Here is a 16,232-nt window from a genome sequence, read left to right on the forward strand (position 1 = left end):
GCGCTCCGGCGTGTCCAAGGTGCTGGTGGTGATGATCGTCGTCGCGGTGCTCGGGGTGGCTGCCGGGGTATACGGGGTCGGCCGGATCATGCTGGGGTACGAGGCCTACGCGCTCTCGAGCGCGCCCATGAGCCCGACCCTGGTGCCCGGTGACCGGCTCGTCGTGCGCCGGGCGACCGACACCGAGGTGCGCCGCGGGGACCTCGTCGCTGTGGACGGCCGCGCGTTCGCCCAGTCGAGTCGCGACGGGGTCAGCGTCTTCCGCGTGGTCGGGATCGCCGGGGACACCGTCGCCTGCTGCACCGATCGCCACCTCTCGATCAACGGCAAGCCGATCACCGAGCCCTACCTCAACCCCGGCGACGACACGCTCTTCGGATTCTCCGCCAAGGTGCCCGCCGGCGCGATCTTCGTCGAGGGCGACAACCGCGGCAACTCCGACGACTCGCGGTTCAGCGGTCCCGTGCGGTTGTCCGGGGTCATCGGGTTCGTCGTCGCGACCGGCACCGTGATCACCCCGCGGCCGCTGACCCCGACGACGGCTTTCACCGACGCGGGCCTGCCCGGAACCCCGTACTCCGACTCCACGATCCCCACCCTGCGCTGGTGGATCGCCGGCGGGATCGTGCTGTTCGTCGCCGGGCTCATCGGCGTGATCGTGAGCGCTGTCCGGAGCGCCGGAAGACGACGAAGAGCAGCCTTAACCCCACCAGCGCACTGATCACCAGCAGGTTGTAGCCGAAGGCCTGGTTCAGCGTGAGCTCCGGCAGGAGCCGCGGGCCGGTCGTGCCGGTCAGCAGGAACACCGCCATCAGACCCGTTGCCGCGCCGACGAAGGCCAGCAGGACCTCGTGGACCAGGCTCGTCACCACGTCGCGGTCGCGCTCGTCGGAGAACAGCCGGACGTTCACCGACAGCCGGCCCTCCTCCAGGGCGGCGCCGATCCGGTCGACGCGGCGGGGGATGCGGCGCAGGACCGGGAGCAGTGCCGTCAGCTCGGTGACCGCCGTGCGGCCCAGCGAACCCGGGCGGAGTCCGGCGCCGACCTGCTCGACGGCGAACGCGCGGGACTCGGCCACGACGTCGAAGCCGGGCGAGAGCGCCGACAGCGTGCCCTCGACCGTGGCCAGCGCCCGGAACACCGCGGCCACCGGCGGCGGGACGCTCAGCCGGAAGTCCGCGACCACCCGGAACAGGCCGGTGAACAGGGCGAGGTCCGGCGTGCGGCCGGGTCCGAAGTGGCGGGCGAGCAGGGCGCCGAGTGCGCGTTCGAGGCGCTGCTCGTCGATGTCGCCGGTGCGGTCGACGATCTCCAGGAGCCCGTCGCGCAGACCCGACGGGTCGCCGCGGTCCAGGGCCAGCACCAGGTTCTGCAGGCCGCCGCGCAGCCCGGCGTCGAGGCGGCCGACCGAGCCGAAGTCGAGCAGGCCGAGGCGGCCGTCGGTCAGCAGCAGGAGGTTGCCCGGGTGCGGGTCGGCGTGGAAGACGCCGCCGATCATCACCTGGTCGAGCAGGCAGCGCAGCAGCGACTTCGCGAGCCGGTCGCGCTCGGCCGCCGGCGCCGTCTCCAAGGGCTTGCCGCGCAACCGGGACATCACCAGTACGCGCTCAGTGGACAGTGCTTTGTGGACGGTCGGGAGCGCGACGTCCGGGCCGGAAGTGGCCGCCACGGCGGCGATGTTGCGGGCCTCGATGGTGAAGTCCAGCTCTTCGGCTAGGGCCGTGGCGAAGCCGTCGGCGAGTTCGGCGACGCCCAGCGAGCGTGCCCAGTCCGCCCGCTCCTCCAGAGCGGCGGCGACGCGGCGGACGATGTCGACGTCGCGTTCGGCCTGCTCCCGCACCCCGGGGCGCTGGACCTTGACGACGACGTCTTCGCCGCTGCGCAACCGTGCTTTGTAGACCTGCGCGATCGACGCCGCCGCAAGGGGTTCCGGGTCGAACTCGGCGAAGACGTCGTCGGGCGAGCCGCCGAGCTCGGCCTCCAGGACCGCCCGGACGGCGTTGGCCGGCGCGGGCGCGACCTGGTCCTGGAGCTTGCCGAGCTCCTCGACGAAGACCGCGGGCAGCAGGTCCGTGCGCGTCGACAGGAGCTGGCCGAGCTTCACGAACGTCACGCCGCCTTCCTCGAGCGCGCGGCGCAGCGAGCGGGCGAGCTTGGCCTGCCGCCCCGGCGCCAGGCCGGGTTCGCGACGGCCCGCGAGGTAGCGGCCGAGGCCGTGCTTGATCGCGATCCGGCTGATCTGCGAGTACCGGCGGGCGCGCGAAACCCGGGCGTACGCGGCGCGGAGCCGGCCCAGGCCGAGCCCGCCCGGGAACGCCATCTCGGCGACGAACAGGAAGACGAGCGTCGCGAGGAAAGCGCTGCCCGCCAACGGGATCAGCAGTCCGAGGAACGCCGCGCCGTGGCCGGGCAACGACTTCGGGAACGCCTGCGCGACCCCGCCGGCGACGAGCCAGCCGAACGCCGCGCCGCACAGCGCGCGGACGGCGCCGACGCGCACGCCGAGCACCCGGCGCGACGCGGCGACCAGCGGCCACAGCACCAGGACGTACACGGGGAGGGTCAGCAGGCCCAGCAAGAAGTTCATCGGTTCCCTTTCGCCGTGGCCGAGCAGACCACGGCGGCGTCATCGGCGGGCTCACGCAGCGGCGGGACCCGGCTCCCTCCCGCGAGGGAGCTACTTTCGGCCGTGGCCCGAGGTTGCCGTTGACTTCTAACCTGACCGCGCGAACTACGGTGAAGTGTTCTCTAAACGGACAAAAGGAGACACGATGAACGGACGTCTGCTCGGCCGGGTCCTGGTGCTGGCCGCCGCGGTCGCGGTGCCCCTGGGCGCCGGGCTCACCACCGCTTCCGCCGCGCCCGCCGCGGTCACGACGGTGTACTACAACTCGTCCGGCGCGGCCGACTACCTCGCCCAGATCGACCAGGGTGCGGCCAACTGGAACGCGGTGGTCACCGACGTCAAGCTGGTCAAGCGCAGCAGCGGTGCCACGGTGGTGTTCCACGAGATCCACAGCGGCGGCTCGTACACCAACACGAACGGTCACGGCCGCGGCGACATCTACCTCGACACGAGCCAGGTCGCCGAGGGCTTCGACCCGACGCGCATCGCCGCGCACGAGCTGGGCCACAACCTCGGCCTGCCGGACGACTACACGGGCCCGTGCACCGAGCTGATGTCCGGCCACGGCCCGGGCACGGCGTGCAAGAACGCGAAGCCGTCCGCGGCGGAGGCGGCGAAGGTCCAGTCGCTGTGGAGGAACGGCTTCGCGGCAGCCCGCACGGCGGAGACCCGCCAGGTCGCGTACTAGGCGCTTCGCGCCTGGTTGCCCACAGGGTGGTCGAGATGTGGACAACCAGGCGCCGCCGGCGGCTTTCCGGCGTTCCCGTCGGTGGGTCCCGATACGCTGGAAGCGGGGCCGACCCCCCGGAGAGGGTGGGGGCTGCTTTCGGCTCGGGGCGCCTCCATCGCGAGAGGGAAGCGCCCGGCCCCGCGAGCTGCGAAGATCGGCTTGTGCGTGTACTCCGGCCGCTGGTGAGCAGGGCTACCTACCGCCGCTGGGTGTACCTCGTCCTCGGCGGGGCGATCAGCGTGCCCTACCTGCTCTTCGCCGCCGTGGCCGTGCCGTCGTTGCTGCCCTTCACCACCACGCTGGACCGGGCCGCCGGGATCGGTGGCCTCGTCACGCTGCTCGTCGTGGCCGGGACCGCGTTCCTGCCCGCCGTGCACGTGCTCGAGTCCACCGCCGTCCGGGAGCTGCTCGACAATCCCGCCCCGGGTGCGCCCGCAAGACCGCACACCCGGCCGGGGCGGGTCCGGGCCGCTGTGATGTTCGCGCTGCACGTGCTCGTCGGGTGCGGTGTCAGCCTGGTCAGCCTCGCCGCGCCCGTCGCGTTCGGGCTCTCCGTGAGCGCCGTGTTCACCGGCAACTTGATCCAAGGCGAGGCCGAGGTCACGGTGCCGAAGGGGTGGGCCTCCGCGTGGATCCCTGTCGTCTTCGCGGTGGGCGTTGTGGTGCTGATCTACGCCGTGTGGGTGATCGGCGCCGTGTTGAGGCGGGTCGCGAAGAGGCTGCTCGGGATGACCGCCGCCGATCGGATCGCGCAGCTGGAACGGCGGACCGAGCAGCTCGCCGAGCGCAACCGGCTGGCCCGGGAGCTGCACGACTCGGTGGGGCACGCGCTGAGCGTCGTCTCGATCCAGGCCGGCGCCGCCCGGCGGACCCTGCGCGCGGATCCGGACTTCACCGAACGCGCGCTCGGCGCCATCGAGGACTCCGCCCGCACCGCGCTCGACGACCTCGACCACGTGCTCGGGCTGCTCCGCGAGGAAGCCGCGGGCCGGACGCCGCAGCCGTCGCTGACCAACCTGCCGAACCTCCTCGAAGCGACGCGGCTGGCCGGCACCGAGGTCACCGCCGGCGTCGACGGCGAGCTGGCCGCCGTGCCGCCGGTGGTGTCGCGCGAGGTCTACCGGATCCTGCAGGAATGCCTGACCAACGCCGTGCGGCACGCCGGTGAGGTCCCGGTGACGCTGGACGTCGACGTCGCGGCCACCGGCCTCGTCGCCCGGGTCGGCAACCCGCTCGGCAGCGCGACGCCGCGGGCGGGCCGCCGGGGCCTGCGCGGGATGGCCGAGCGGGCGGCGGTGCTCGGTGGCGAGCTGACGGCCGGGCGGTCCGGCGAGCGGTGGGAGGTCGTGGTGCGGGTGCCGTGGGGGAGCGGGCGATGAACGTCGGGGTGCTGCTGGTCGACGACGAACCGCTGATCCGCGCCGGCTTGAAGGCCATCATCGACAGCGAAGCCGGCCTCGCCGTGCTGGGTGAGGCCGCCGACGGCGCCGAGGTGCCCGGGCTGGTGGCCCGGCTGCGCCCCGACGTCGTCCTGATGGACGTCCGGATGCCCGCGGTGGACGGGATCCGCGCCACCACGCACCTGATGTCCACTGTGGATAGTCCGCCGAAGGTGATCGTGGTGACCACCTTCGAGAACGACGACTACGTCTACGACGCGCTCGTCGCCGGCGCCAGCGGGTTCCTGCTCAAGCGGGCCCGCCCGGAGGAGATCGTCGCGGCGATCCGGACCGTGGTGGCGGGGGAGTCGCTGCTCTTCCCGGCGGCGATCCGCAAGCTGGCCGCCCGGCACTCGCCGTCGCCGGCGGGCGACGGCCTGATGAGTGCCGGGCTGACCGAGCGGGAGCGCGAAGTGTTGCGCCTGATGGCCGCCAGACTGTCCAATGTGGAGATCGCGACCGAGCTGTACCTGGGCATCCAGACCGTGAAGACCCACGTCGGCAACGTGCTGGCCAAGCTCGGGGCCCGCGACCGCACCCAGGCCGTCGTTCGCGCCTACGACTCCGGGTTCGTGACGCCGGCGGGTTAGCCCCACATCCCGCGGGCCCAGCTCGCGGCCTGGGTGAAGCCCGCGCCGCCGGAGGCGCACGAGAGCGTCTCCGTGCCGAAGATCGTCCCGTCGTGCTCGACGCCGTGGTGCACGCCGATCGCGTACGGGCCGTCGTCCCACCAGCCCCACAGCGGCGCGCCCGAGACGCCGGACGCCTCGTCGGCGTCGCTCTCGACCTGGGTGGTGTCGTAGCTCGTGCCGTTGACAGTGATGTCGTCACCGTCGTCGTCGTCGCGGACGGCGATGGCCGGCTCGTACGACATCGACGTCAGGCTGACGTCGTACGGGAAGCCCGCCATGGTCCAGTAGTCCCCGTCCTCCCAGGCGCTGTTGTACCCGCGGTAGCCGAAGTAGCCGACGTTGTCCCCGATCGGGTCCCACAGCTGGCAGACCTTGATGTCGCTGCCCGAGTCCGAGTTCCACGACCAGTAGCTCCGGACGTAGCTGACCAGCCCGGCGCCGAACACGGACTGGCCGTTCCAGCACGCCGGGATGACCTTGATCTGCCACGGCCCGCTGGTCGGCGGGCCCACGTGACCGCTGGTCATCAGCGTGCTCCGGCCGATCAGGTAGCCGGTCGCCTCGGACGTGGTGACCCAGCTCCCGCCCGGCGTCGGCTGGTAGCTGCAGTACAGCTTGCAGACCGCCGTGTACGGGTACGCCGACGGGTAGACCAGCGACCGGGACTCGCCGTCGATGATCGTGCTGTGGTTCTCCGACAACAGGGTCTTCGTGCCGCGGGAGGTGATGCCGCGCCGCGTCGGGCCGAGCGACGTCGTCGTCTTCGGGTGGATGCCCAGCGGGACGCCCTTCGGCCGGTGCGGCGCGCCCGTGGGGGCGTCGGTCCGGGCCTGACGACGAGCGCGGTCCGCGCGCTGGTCCGCGGTGCGGGTGCGGACCTCGCCCTCGTTCGCCTCGACGCCGGGGAGGCCGTACAGGACGGGCCCGTCGGTGCGCAGGGTGAACGCGCCGTCGTACGCGGCGCTCCGCACCACCTCGACGTCGCGTCCGCCGCCGGTCCACAGGGCGTGGGCCGACTCGGTCACCACACCCCAGGGCCGGGTGTCCTCGCCTTCGTCTTCGGGCTCGAATTCGAGCAGCCGGGTCTGGCTCCACGGTCCGTCGGTCATGGTCGCTCCCTCGCAGGTCCGAACCGCCGTGTGCGGTTCGTCCGGAAGAGCGCGCCGAAGGCCGCAAAAATACATCCGGACCGCGAGTCCGCCCGGACGGGCAGCGGTCAGCCGACGTCGTCGAGCAGGGCCTGGATCGCCGCGGCCATCGCGGCCGGGTCGCCGTCGCCGGGACGAAGCACCAGGTCAGGGGACGCGGGCCGCTCGTACGGCGCGTCGATGCCGGTGAACCCGGTGATCTCCCCGGCGCGCGCCTTCGCGTACATCCCCTTCGGGTCGCGCGCCTCGCACGTCTCCAGGGGCGTGTCGACGAAGACCTCGACGAACGGCAGGTCGCCGTGCGCCTCCCGCGCGAGCCGCCGGTCGGCTTCGTACGGGCTGATCAGCGACGCGATCGCGACGACACCCGCGTCCGCGAACAGCTTGGCGACCTCCGCGACGCGCCGGACGTTCTCCGCGCGGTCCGCCGGGCTGAAGCCGAGACCGGCGTTGAGGCCGTGGCGCAGGTTGTCGCCGTCGAGGAGGTAGGCCGGACGGCCCGCCGCGACGAGACGGCGTTCCAGCTCCACCGCCACCGACGACTTGCCCGACGCCGAGAGCCCGGTCAGCCACACCGTCGCGCCGTGGGTCGGCCGGTCTTCGCGGCGCACCGCCGTGGTGTGCCAGACGACCGGGGACGCCGCGGCGCCGGTGATCATCCCGGCCGCGACCGTGTCGCCGGTGTGCTCGTCGACCAGCAGGAACCCGCCGGTGGCGCGGTTGCGGCGGTAGGCGTCGAACAGCAGGGGTGCGCGGGTGCGCAGCCGGATCCGGCCGATATCGTTGAGCCGCAACGACTCCGCCGTCTCGTCACGGTGCAGGGTCGTGACGTCGAGGCGGTAGTCGAGCTTCTCCACGGAACCACGCGTCTCGGTGGTCGTGTGCCGGACGACGTAGGTCGCGCCCGGCGTCAGCTCGGCCCGCTCGGAGAACCAGCAGACCAGCGCGTCGACCTCGCGGGCCGCCTCCGCGCGGTTGCCCGGCCGGCACAGTATCGCGCCGCGGCCCAGGTCGAGGTCGTCGGCCAGTTCGACCGTCACGGCCTGCCCGGTGAACGCCTCTTCCAGGGGCGTTCCGCCCGGGCCCCACACCGCGCGCACCTGGGTGGTGAACCCGGACGGCAGCGCGACGACTTCGTCACCCGCCTTGAAGACGCCGCCGGCGATGGTGCCCGCGTAGCCGCGGAAGTCCGAGCGCCGGATCACGTACTGCACCGGGAACCGCGCGTCGATCAGGTTGCGGTCGGAGGCGACGTGCACCTCTTCCAGCTGGTGCAGCAGCGAAGTCCCTTCGTACCAGGGCATGCTGGTGCTGCGGTGGACGACGTTGTCGCCGTGCAGCGCCGAGACCGGCACGAACGTCAGGTCGGCGACGTCGAGCTTCATCGCGAACCGCCGGAAGTCCTCGCGGATCTCGTCGAACCGCTCCTGCGACCAGCCGACGAGGTCCATCTTGTTCACGCACACCACCAGGTGCCCGATGCCCAGCAGCGACGCGAGGAACGCGTGCCGCCGCGACTGTTCGAGGACGCCCTTGCGCGCGTCGACGAGGACCAGCGCCAGGTCGGCGGTCGACGCGCCGGTCACCATGTTCCGGGTGTACTGCAGGTGCCCCGGGGTGTCCGCGATGATGAACTTCCGCTTGGGCGTGGCGAAGTAGCGGTGCGCGACGTCGATCGTGATGCCCTGCTCGCGTTCGGCGCGCAGGCCGTCGGTGAGCAGCGCGAGGTCCGGGTAGTCCTCGCCGCGCTCGCGGCTCGTGCGTTCGAGGGCGGCGAGCTGGTCGGTGAAGATCGCCTTCGAGTCGAACAGCAGCCGGCCGATCAGCGTGGACTTGCCGTCGTCGACGCTGCCCGCCGTGGCGATCCGCAGCAGCTGCATCAGAAGTAGCCTTCCCGCTTGCGATCTTCCATGCCCGCCTCGGAAATCCGGTCGTCCGCGCGGGTCGCGCCACGCTCGGTGATGCGCGTCGCGGCGACCTCGGTGACCACTTCGGACGGTGTCGCCGCCGGCGATTCGACGCAGCCGGTGCACGTCGCGTCGCCGACGGTCCGGAACCGCACCGTTGCCTCGTACGGCACCTCACCGTCCACAAGAGACAGGAACCGGGTTGCGGCGAGCAGCATGCCGTCGCGTTGGACGACCTCGCGGCGGTGCGCGTAGTACAACGGCGGCAACGAGATCCGCTCGTCGCGGATGTACTGCCAGATGTCCAGCTCGGTCCAGTTCGACAGCGGGAAGACGCGGATGTGCTCGCCGCGCCGGTGCCGCCCGTTGTAGAGGTTCCACAGCTCGGGCCGCTGCGCCCGCGGGTCCCACTGGCCGTGCTCGTCGCGGAAGCTGAACACGCGCTCCTTGGCCCGCGCTTTCTCCTCGTCCCGGCGGGCGCCGCCGAACACGGCGTCGAAGCCGCCTTCGCGGATCGCACGCAGCAGCGTGGCCGTCTGCAGGCGGTTGCGGCTGGCCCGCGGGCCGGTCTCCTCGACGACGCGCCCGGCGTCGAGGTCGTCCTGCACGCTCGCGACGTGCAGCCGCAGGCCGAGGGAGGCGACGGTCTCGTCGCGGAACCGCAGCACCTCGTCGAAGTTGTGGCCGGTGTCGACGTGCAGCACCGGGAACGGCAGCGGTGCCGGCCAGAACGCCTTCGCGGCGGCGTGCAGCATCACCACCGAGTCCTTGCCGCCGGAGAAGAGCAGGACGGGGTGCTCGAAGGTCGCCGCGACTTCGCGGAAGACGTGCACGGCCTCCGCTTCGAGCGCGGCCAGGTGCGACAGCTCGTACGAGGTCACGGACACTCGAAAAAAGTAGAACATGTTCTTGTCATCGGTCAAGCGGTGCGGGACCCTGTGACGATGGACCTGGTCGTACTCGAAGAGATCCGCCGGCTGAAGTACCGCTACCTGCGCGCGGTCGACCTGAAGCAGTGGGACGAGGTGGCCGACACCTTCACCGTCGACGCCACGGCCGACTACGGGACCCGCGCCACGGGTCGTGAAGGGCATCGGCTCGCCGGCCGCGACGCGATCCTCGAGTTCCTCACCAAGAGTCTCGGCAACGGCATCATCACCGTGCACCACGCAGGTCAGCCCGAGATCGACGTCGACGGCGACACCGCGACCGGGCGGTGGGCGTTCACCGACAAGGTGATCGTGCCGGACCACAAGGTGATCATCGACGGCGCCGCGTTCTACGAGGACACCTACCGCCGTGACACCGACGGGGCCTGGCGGATGACGCACATCGGCTACACGCGGACGTACGAGTCGATGACCTCCTGGGAGGGCGACGCGGGCTTCCGGCTGCTCGCCAACCGCTGGGCCGTGCCCGCATGATCGAGAACGAGTTCTCGCTGACGCGGCCGTTCGCCGAGGCGATCGTCGAGGCCGAAAACCTGCTCGCGAGCGCGCCGCACGTGAAGACCGAGCAGGACCTCCTGGAGGGGTACGACTACCTCGCCGGCAGCATTCGCGCGTCGCTGCAGATGGCCTGGGCCTACCAGCGCGACTTCCCGTACTTCACGGCGTCCACCGGGCCGTACACGAAGATGGGGCTGGACAACCCGGACACGCTCTACTTCAACGCGAACATCCGCGACGACCGCGAGTACCTGGTCACCGGCGTCCGGGGGACCACCGCCGACCTGAGCTTCCAGATCCTCAACGGCGACTACTCACCCGTGGTGGTGCCCGACAGCCTCGCCGCGTTCGACGACCGGGCCATCGAAATCGGCGAAGACGGCCGGTTCGAGCTGCGGTTCGGCCCGGCGCGCGAGAACCCCGGGCCGAACTACTTCACGCTCGGCGCCGGTTCGTCGATGCTCGTCGTGCGCGAGGTCCACAGCGACTGGGCGACCGAACGGCGTGGCGAGATCCGCATCCAGTGCGTCGACACCGCCGGGCAGGCGCCGCCGGTGCCGGACCGGCCGGCGCTGGCCAAGCGCTACGGCGTCACCGGCAAGATCCTGCTGAGCCGGCTGAAGACGTTCCTGGCCTTCCCGAAGTGGTTCTACGACGACCTGCCGGTGAACACGATGACCGAGCCGCGCTCGACGCCGGGCGGGCTGACCACGCAGTTCTCCTCGGCCGGGCACTACGAGCTGAGCGACGACGAGGCGATGATCGTCACCGTCCCGCGCTGCGCCGACGCGCCGTACCAGGGCATCCAGCTCGGCAGCCTCTGGTACGTCTCGCTCGACTACATCAACCACCAGACGAGCCTCACCGCCGACCAGGCGCGCGTCGACCCGGACGGCAAGATCCGGTTCGTCATCAGCGAACGCGACCCCGGCCTGGCGAACTGGCTGGAACGCACCGGGCACGACCGCGGGTACGTCCAGATCCGCTGGCAGCGGATCGCGCGGGACTTCGGCCCGGCCGACGGCCCGGTCGTCGAGGTCGTCAAGGTGGACGACCTGGCGGAAAGGTTGCCTTACCACGTGGAAGCGCGGGTGACGCCCGCGGAGTGGGCGGCGAGGATCGCGGCCCGGCAGGACGCCGTCGCCGCCAGGATGCTGGGGTGAGCGTGTCGGAGTTGTTGCGGGACAAAGTGGTCGTCGTCTCGGGTATCGGCCCGGGGCTCGGCCGGTCGATCGCCGTGCGCAGCGCCATGGCGGGCGCGGACGTCGTGCTCGCCGCGCGCACCGAGTCGCGGCTCACCGAAGTCGCGAAGGAGGTCACCGACCTCGGACGCCGGGCCGTCGCGGTCCGGACCGACATCGACGACGCGGACTCCGCGGCCAACCTGGTGAGCGAGGCCGTCGAGGCGTTCGGGCGGGTGGACGCGGTGGTGCACAACGCCTTCGCCGTCCCGCCGCTGACCGATCTGGCCACTGTGGACTTCGACGCCGTCCGCGCGGGCTTCGAGACCGCGGCGATCTCCGTGCTGCGGCTGACCCGGCTGTTCCTGCCCGCGCTCAAGGAGAGCAAGGGCTCGCTGGTGATGATCAACTCGGCGGTGCTGCGACATTCGCGGCGGACGTTCGGCGCGTACAAGATGGCGAAGTCGTCGCTGCTGTCGCTGTCGCAGAGCCTCGCGAGCGAGCTCGGGCCGGACGGCATCCGCGTCAACACGGTCGCGCCCGGGTACATCTGGGCGCCGAACCTCAAGTGGTACTTCACCTACCTGGCCAAGGAACGCGGGATCACGTCGGAGGAGGTCTACGCCGAGACGGCGTCGACGATCGACCTGCGCAAGCTGCCGGAACCGGACGAGATCGCCGACGCGGTGGTGTTCCTCGCCTCGCCGATGGCGCGCGCGATCACCGGGCAGTGCCTCGACGTCAACGGCGGCGAGTACCACCACTAGGAGGATCCATGCTCCCCGGCCGGGCCGACCTGGGCACGTTCGACGATCTGCACGCCTCGGCGTCGAAGCTCACCGGGCTCGACGACTTCGGCGGCGACGAGTACGTCGAGGGCCTTCGTGTGCTGCTGGAGTCGTTCGCGGCCGACGAGGACCTGACGCCGTTCGGGAACAAGGTGCACCGCGCGATGCTGCGCGGCGCTTTGGTGGCTCGGTTGCTCAGCGAGACGGGCTGGAAGCAGCACCCGGCGTCGGCTTCCGTGGCGATCGAGCGGCCGATCTTCGTCACCGGCCTGCCCCGCACCGGCACGACGGCGCTGCACCGGCTGCTCGTCGAGGACCCCGCGCACCAGGGCCTCGAGGTGTGGCTCGCCGAGATCCCGCAGCCGCGGCCGCCGCGCGAGACGTGGGCGGAAAACCCGGTGTTCCAAGGGATCCAGGCCGGCTACGAGCGCCACCACGTCGAGCACCCGGAGTTCATGGGGGTGCACCACATGTCCGCGGACCAGGTGGAGGAGTGCTGGCAGCTGCTGCGGCAGTCGATGCGGTCGGTGTCGTTCGAGTGCCTCGCGCACCTGCCGCGTTACTCGCGCTGGCTGGCGAAGCAGGACTGGACGGACGCCTACGCCCGGCACCGCCGCAACCTGCAGCTGATCGGGCTGCCGGACGCGGGCAAACGGTGGGTGCTCAAGAACCCGAGCCACCTGTTCGCGCTGGACGCGCTGATGGCGGCGTACCCGGACGCGCTGGTGATCCAGACCCACCGCGCGCCGCGCACCATCATGGGCTCGATGTGCAGCCTGGCGGAGAAGGCCGCGGACGGCTGGTCGACGAAGTTCCGCGGCGAGGTGATCGGGCGTTCGCAGCTGGATCTGTGGGCCCGCGGCGCCGACGAGTTCCACGCGGCCCGTTCCCGTTATGACGCGGCGCAGTTCTACGACGTGGCGTACGAAGATTTCGTGGCGGACCCGATCGGGACGGTGTCCACTGTGTACGACCACTTCGGACTGTCGCTGACTCCTTCGGCGCGTTCCGCGATGACGTCGGTGCACGAGGCGAGCCGCACGGGCTCGGCGAAGCCAGTGCACAAGTACAGCCTGGCGGACTTCGGCCTGACGGCGGAGGAAGTCGACGAGCGTTTCGCCGACTACCGCGCGGTGCAAGGGTCACGACCAGCCGCGGCAGAGGGCTAACCGGCGGCGGCCTGCAGGCCGCGGGTTCCGATGCCGCGCAGTACTTCCACGCGTTCCGCGCCCGGGCGGCTCAGCACCCAGCTCGACCCCGGCACCGACTTCGCGCGCTTCTTCAGCGGCGCCAGCAGCCGCGAAACCTCCTGGTACGACCGGATCGAGCCGCTTCCGCAGACCAGCGTCGCCAGCGAGACCGTCACCGGGAGGCCGTCCGCCGACCAGCGGCGGTCCAGCAGTGCTCCCGCCACCGTGGCGATCTCGTCGACGTCGCAGACCACCAGGAAGTCGTCGCCGCCGACGTGGCTGACCCGCATGCGCCGCAAGCCGCCGGACAGGGACGTCAGCGCCGCGCCCAGTTCGCGGATCAGGTCGTCGCCCGCGGCGAAACCCGCCGTGTCGTTGACCGTCTTGAACGCGTCGATGTCCAGCCACGCGGCCACGAACGCCTCGCCGATCGTGATGCGGCGGGCGACGTCGCGGGCCACCGTGTCGCTGCCCGGCAGCCGGGTCAGCGGGTTGAGCGCCGCCGCGGCCTCGACCTTCGCCTCGGCCACGCCGCGGACCACCTCGGTCACCAGCACGACGCCGAGGCAGCGGCCGGTGTCGTCGACCACCACGACGTCGTCGCCGGTGCGGCCCCAGTCGGCGTCGGTGACCAGCTCGAGGAACTCCATCGCCCCGGCGCGCGCTTCGATCGTGTGCGGGGCATCCGCGAGCCGCGCCGCCGGGCGTTTCGCGTGCAGCGCGTGGCCGTACGGCCCGGTGACGGCGACCAGGAACCGCGTCCGGTCGACCGACCAGCGGGGCCGGTTCAGCTCGTCGACGCCGATGACGCCCGACGGCGCGTCCGCGGCCGCGAGCACCTCGCGGACCTCGTCGCACGTCGCGGTTTCCGGCAACGTCGTGGCCGGGCGCAGGAAGTCGCCGACGCACGGGGCGGGGCCGGGGGCGGCGACGGCGGGGGCCCGGGTGAGCAACGCCGGCGCCGGGCCGGCCGCCGTCGGCGGGGCGAGCAGGTTGCCCTGGGCGATCCGGATGCCGAGCCCGCGGACCGCGTCGAGCTGGGCGTCGGTCTCCAGGCCGGTCGCGACCAGCCGGGTGCCGGTGCGGGTGGTGTAGTGCAGCATCGCCTCGGCGACGGCGACCGACGCCGGGTCGTCCGGCAGGCCGCGCAGCACCGTGCGGTCCAGCTTGACCAGGTCGACCGGCGCTTCGATCAGCAGGCTCAGCGGCAGGTCGCCGCGGCCGAGGCCGTCGAGCGCGAGCCGGAAGCCGAGGTCGGCCAGCGCCCGCATCCCGCTCAGCGCGCGCTCGGCCGGCAGCGGGGAGAACGGCGGGCCGAGCTCGAGGACGACGTCGCGGGTGCGGCGCCCGGCGTCGCCGAGCTCGGCCAGGAGGTCGTCGAACATCGCCAGTGGCGCGCCGAGCGTGCGGGCGGAGAGGTTCAGGTGCAGCGGGAGCGACGTCTCGTCCTGCCGGACGGCGGCGATCGCGAGGCCGAGGTCCACCTCGGCGAGCCGGCCCTCGCGGCGCGCCTGCGTCAGCAGCTCCGCGACGGTGCCGTGGCCCGGCCTGGCCAGCGCTTCGTGAGCCACGACGCCTCCGGTGTGGAGGCTGTACAGCGGCTGGAAAGCGAAGCGGACCGCGCGTGGCGACTTCACGCTCCCGATGCTCGCCGGTCGCGCGCCGAAACGAAACCCATGTCAGCTGATGTTCATCGCAGCGGCACCCGGGTTACGCACATCGGGTTACTAGATCACGCTTGACTTATATAAGTGGCCGCTTGTAACTTGGCCGGGTGCACGCGTTCGACGTCCTCGGCGACCCGGTCCGCCGCCGCATCCTCGAGCTGCTGGCCGACGGCGAGCGGGCCGCCGGCGCGGTGACCGAGGTGATCCGGGCCGAGTTCGGCATCTCGCAGCCCGCGGTGTCCCAGCACCTGAAAGTGCTGCGGGACAACGGCTTCGCGCTCGTCCGCCAGGAGGGCACGCGCCGGCTGTACGCGGTCGGGCACGAGCCGCTGCGCGACGTCGACGTCTGGCTCGACCGGTTCCGCCGGTCCTGGACCCCGCACCTCGACGCCCTGGCCACCGAAATCGCCCGCGGCAAGCGCGCCCGGCGCCTCCGCGAAGAAGAAGGAGACTCTCCGTGATCGACTCCAGCCACCAGATCAGCGCCGTCCGCCGGACGCTCGGCGACCGGGTGATCGACGCGAAGGACGCCCGCGTCCTGACCATCAGCCAGGTCTACGACACCGACGTCGACGACCTCTGGGACGCCTGCACGAACGCCGAGCGCATCCCGCGCTGGTTCCTGCCGGTCAGCGGCGAGCTGAAGCTCGGCGGGCACTACCAGCTGGAGGGCAACGCGAGCGGCACGGTCGAGCGCTGCGAGCCGCCGCACAGCTTCGCCGCGACGTGGGAGTTCGGCGACACCGTCAGCTGGATCGAGGTGCGGCTGACGCCGGAGGGCGCGGGCACGCGGTTCGAGCTGGAGCACGTCGCGCACGTCGACGACCGCTGGGACGAGTTCGGCCCGGGCGCGGTCGGCGTCGGCTGGGACGGCATGCTGGTCGGCCTGGTCCTGCACCTGGCCGACCCCGGCAAGGCCGTCGACCCGGAAGCGGCGATGGCCTGGATGATGTCGCCGTCGGGCATCGAGTTCATGACGGCGTCGAGCGAAGCCTGGTACCAGGCCGACGTCGCGGCGGGCGCCGACCCGGTCAACGCCCGCGCGGCCGCCGACCGCACCCTGGCGGCGTACACGACCCCGCCGGAGGCCTAACGCTCCGTGGTCTTGACCGCCGTCAAGGTGATCACCGCGTCGGGCTGGACCTCGGTGCCCGGCGCCGGGTCCTGGCCCGTCTGGACCCAGTTGCGGTCGATCAGCAGCGCGCGGCCCTGGCCGGTGCCGTCGACCTCGCGCAGGTTGTAGAGGCCGGCCTTCTGCATCGCGTTCTGGGCGTCCTGGTGGTTCATGCCGGAGACGTCCGGGACCTTGATCAGCTTGGCGGACGTCGGAGCCGCCGGCGTCGAGGGCGTGGTGGTGCGGCCCGGGTCGCCCGGAGGCACGCCGCACGCCGTCAGGCCGAGGGCGAGGACGACAAAAGCCGCGGTCAGCGGACGGGACATGGTGACCTCCTCGAACCAGGGGTACCCACGCCCGT

General features: G+C 71.9%; 16 protein-coding genes. 10 read left to right on the top strand and 6 right to left on the bottom strand.

Annotation, left to right across the window (positions count from 1 at the left end; all coding sequences use genetic code 11):
- Nucleotides 1-10 precede the first annotated feature (10 nt).
- Nucleotides 11-721, top strand: coding sequence for a signal peptidase I (gene lepB / locus MUY22_RS27425; RefSeq protein ID WP_247049219.1), 711 nt, complete (start codon nucleotides 11-13; stop codon nucleotides 719-721).
- Here the strand turns inward: lepB and MUY22_RS27430 are convergent.
- Nucleotides 645-2,588: an AarF/ABC1/UbiB kinase family protein gene (locus MUY22_RS27430; RefSeq protein ID WP_247049220.1), complete on the bottom strand. Its 1,944-nt coding sequence runs from the start codon at nucleotides 2,586-2,588 to the stop codon at nucleotides 645-647. The two genes, lepB and MUY22_RS27430, sit on opposite strands and share 77 nt — an antisense overlap.
- Nucleotides 2,589-2,772: 184 nt before the next feature.
- Here MUY22_RS27430 and MUY22_RS27435 point away from each other — a divergent pair, with 184 nt between their 5' ends.
- The 3 genes from MUY22_RS27435 (at nucleotide 2,773) to MUY22_RS27445 (ending at nucleotide 5,386) form a co-directional block, all read left to right on the top strand.
- Nucleotides 2,773-3,315, top strand: a complete 543-nt coding sequence (locus MUY22_RS27435; RefSeq protein WP_247049221.1) for a snapalysin family zinc-dependent metalloprotease — start codon at nucleotides 2,773-2,775, stop codon at nucleotides 3,313-3,315.
- A 203-nt stretch (nucleotides 3,316-3,518) separates the two neighbouring features.
- Nucleotides 3,519-4,736 (top strand): sensor histidine kinase, encoded by a 1,218-nt coding sequence (locus MUY22_RS27440; RefSeq protein WP_247049222.1) that lies wholly within the window; start codon nucleotides 3,519-3,521, stop codon nucleotides 4,734-4,736.
- Entirely contained in the window at nucleotides 4,733-5,386 is a 654-nt protein-coding gene (locus MUY22_RS27445; RefSeq protein ID WP_247049223.1) for a response regulator transcription factor, read from the top strand. The genes MUY22_RS27440 and MUY22_RS27445 overlap by 4 nt, the downstream gene beginning before the upstream one ends.
- Here MUY22_RS27445 and MUY22_RS27450 read toward each other — a convergent pair.
- The 3 genes from MUY22_RS27450 to cysD form a co-directional block, all read right to left on the bottom strand.
- Nucleotides 5,383-6,537: a serine protease gene (locus tag MUY22_RS27450; protein WP_247049224.1), complete on the bottom strand. Its 1,155-nt coding sequence runs from the start codon at nucleotides 6,535-6,537 to the stop codon at nucleotides 5,383-5,385. The genes MUY22_RS27445 and MUY22_RS27450 overlap by 4 nt on opposite strands.
- A 107-nt stretch (nucleotides 6,538-6,644) precedes the next feature.
- Nucleotides 6,645-8,456 (bottom strand): adenylyl-sulfate kinase, encoded by a 1,812-nt coding sequence (gene cysC / locus MUY22_RS27455; RefSeq protein ID WP_247049225.1) that lies wholly within the window; start codon nucleotides 8,454-8,456, stop codon nucleotides 6,645-6,647.
- Nucleotides 8,456-9,388, bottom strand: coding sequence for a sulfate adenylyltransferase subunit CysD (gene cysD, locus MUY22_RS27460; RefSeq protein ID WP_247064161.1), 933 nt, complete (start codon nucleotides 9,386-9,388; stop codon nucleotides 8,456-8,458). The genes cysC and cysD overlap by 1 nt, the downstream gene beginning before the upstream one ends.
- Nucleotides 9,389-9,427: 39 nt before the next feature.
- Here cysD and MUY22_RS27465 point away from each other — a divergent pair, with 39 nt between their 5' ends.
- The 4 genes from MUY22_RS27465 to MUY22_RS27480 are packed head-to-tail and all read left to right on the top strand — an operon-like array spanning nucleotide 9,428 to nucleotide 13,069.
- The gene (locus MUY22_RS27465) at nucleotides 9,428-9,907 is read left to right on the top strand and encodes a nuclear transport factor 2 family protein (RefSeq protein ID WP_247049226.1); all 480 of its coding nucleotides are present in this window, start codon (nucleotides 9,428-9,430) and stop codon (nucleotides 9,905-9,907) included.
- Nucleotides 9,904-11,094: a hypothetical protein gene (locus MUY22_RS27470; protein ID WP_247049227.1), complete on the top strand. Its 1,191-nt coding sequence runs from the start codon at nucleotides 9,904-9,906 to the stop codon at nucleotides 11,092-11,094. Before MUY22_RS27465 ends, MUY22_RS27470 begins: the two co-directional genes overlap by 4 nt.
- Before the next feature lie 2 nt (nucleotides 11,095-11,096).
- Nucleotides 11,097-11,879 (top strand): SDR family oxidoreductase, encoded by a 783-nt coding sequence (locus tag MUY22_RS27475; RefSeq protein WP_371827689.1) that lies wholly within the window; start codon nucleotides 11,097-11,099, stop codon nucleotides 11,877-11,879.
- An 8-nt stretch (nucleotides 11,880-11,887) separates the two neighbouring features.
- Nucleotides 11,888-13,069 carry a sulfotransferase gene (locus MUY22_RS27480; RefSeq protein WP_247049229.1) on the top strand — a complete coding sequence of 394 codons (1,182 nt, stop codon included), beginning with the start codon at nucleotides 11,888-11,890 and terminating at the stop codon, nucleotides 13,067-13,069.
- On the opposite strand, the gene MUY22_RS27485 is transcribed toward MUY22_RS27480, so the two are convergent.
- Complete coding sequence (locus MUY22_RS27485) at nucleotides 13,066-14,727, bottom strand: GGDEF domain-containing protein (protein WP_247049230.1); 1,662 nt, start codon at nucleotides 14,725-14,727, stop codon at nucleotides 13,066-13,068. The two genes, MUY22_RS27480 and MUY22_RS27485, sit on opposite strands and share 4 nt — an antisense overlap.
- A gap of 137 nt (nucleotides 14,728-14,864) precedes the next feature.
- Here MUY22_RS27485 and MUY22_RS27490 point away from each other — a divergent pair, with 137 nt between their 5' ends.
- On the top strand, nucleotides 14,865-15,218 hold the full coding sequence (locus MUY22_RS27490; protein WP_247049231.1) for a helix-turn-helix transcriptional regulator: 354 nt from the start codon (nucleotides 14,865-14,867) through the stop codon (nucleotides 15,216-15,218).
- Nucleotides 15,215-15,850, top strand: a complete 636-nt coding sequence (locus tag MUY22_RS27495; RefSeq protein WP_247049232.1) for an SRPBCC family protein — start codon at nucleotides 15,215-15,217, stop codon at nucleotides 15,848-15,850. The genes MUY22_RS27490 and MUY22_RS27495 overlap by 4 nt, the downstream gene beginning before the upstream one ends.
- On the opposite strand, the gene MUY22_RS27500 is transcribed toward MUY22_RS27495, so the two are convergent.
- The gene (locus MUY22_RS27500; RefSeq protein WP_247049233.1) at nucleotides 15,847-16,197 is read right to left on the bottom strand and encodes a PASTA domain-containing protein; all 351 of its coding nucleotides are present in this window, start codon (nucleotides 16,195-16,197) and stop codon (nucleotides 15,847-15,849) included. The two genes, MUY22_RS27495 and MUY22_RS27500, sit on opposite strands and share 4 nt — an antisense overlap.
- Nucleotides 16,198-16,232: the final 35 nt, after the last annotated feature.

Source organism: Amycolatopsis sp. WQ 127309 (assembly GCF_023023025.1).
In the GTDB taxonomy this organism is placed as follows: Bacteria; Actinomycetota; Actinomycetes; order Mycobacteriales; family Pseudonocardiaceae; genus Amycolatopsis.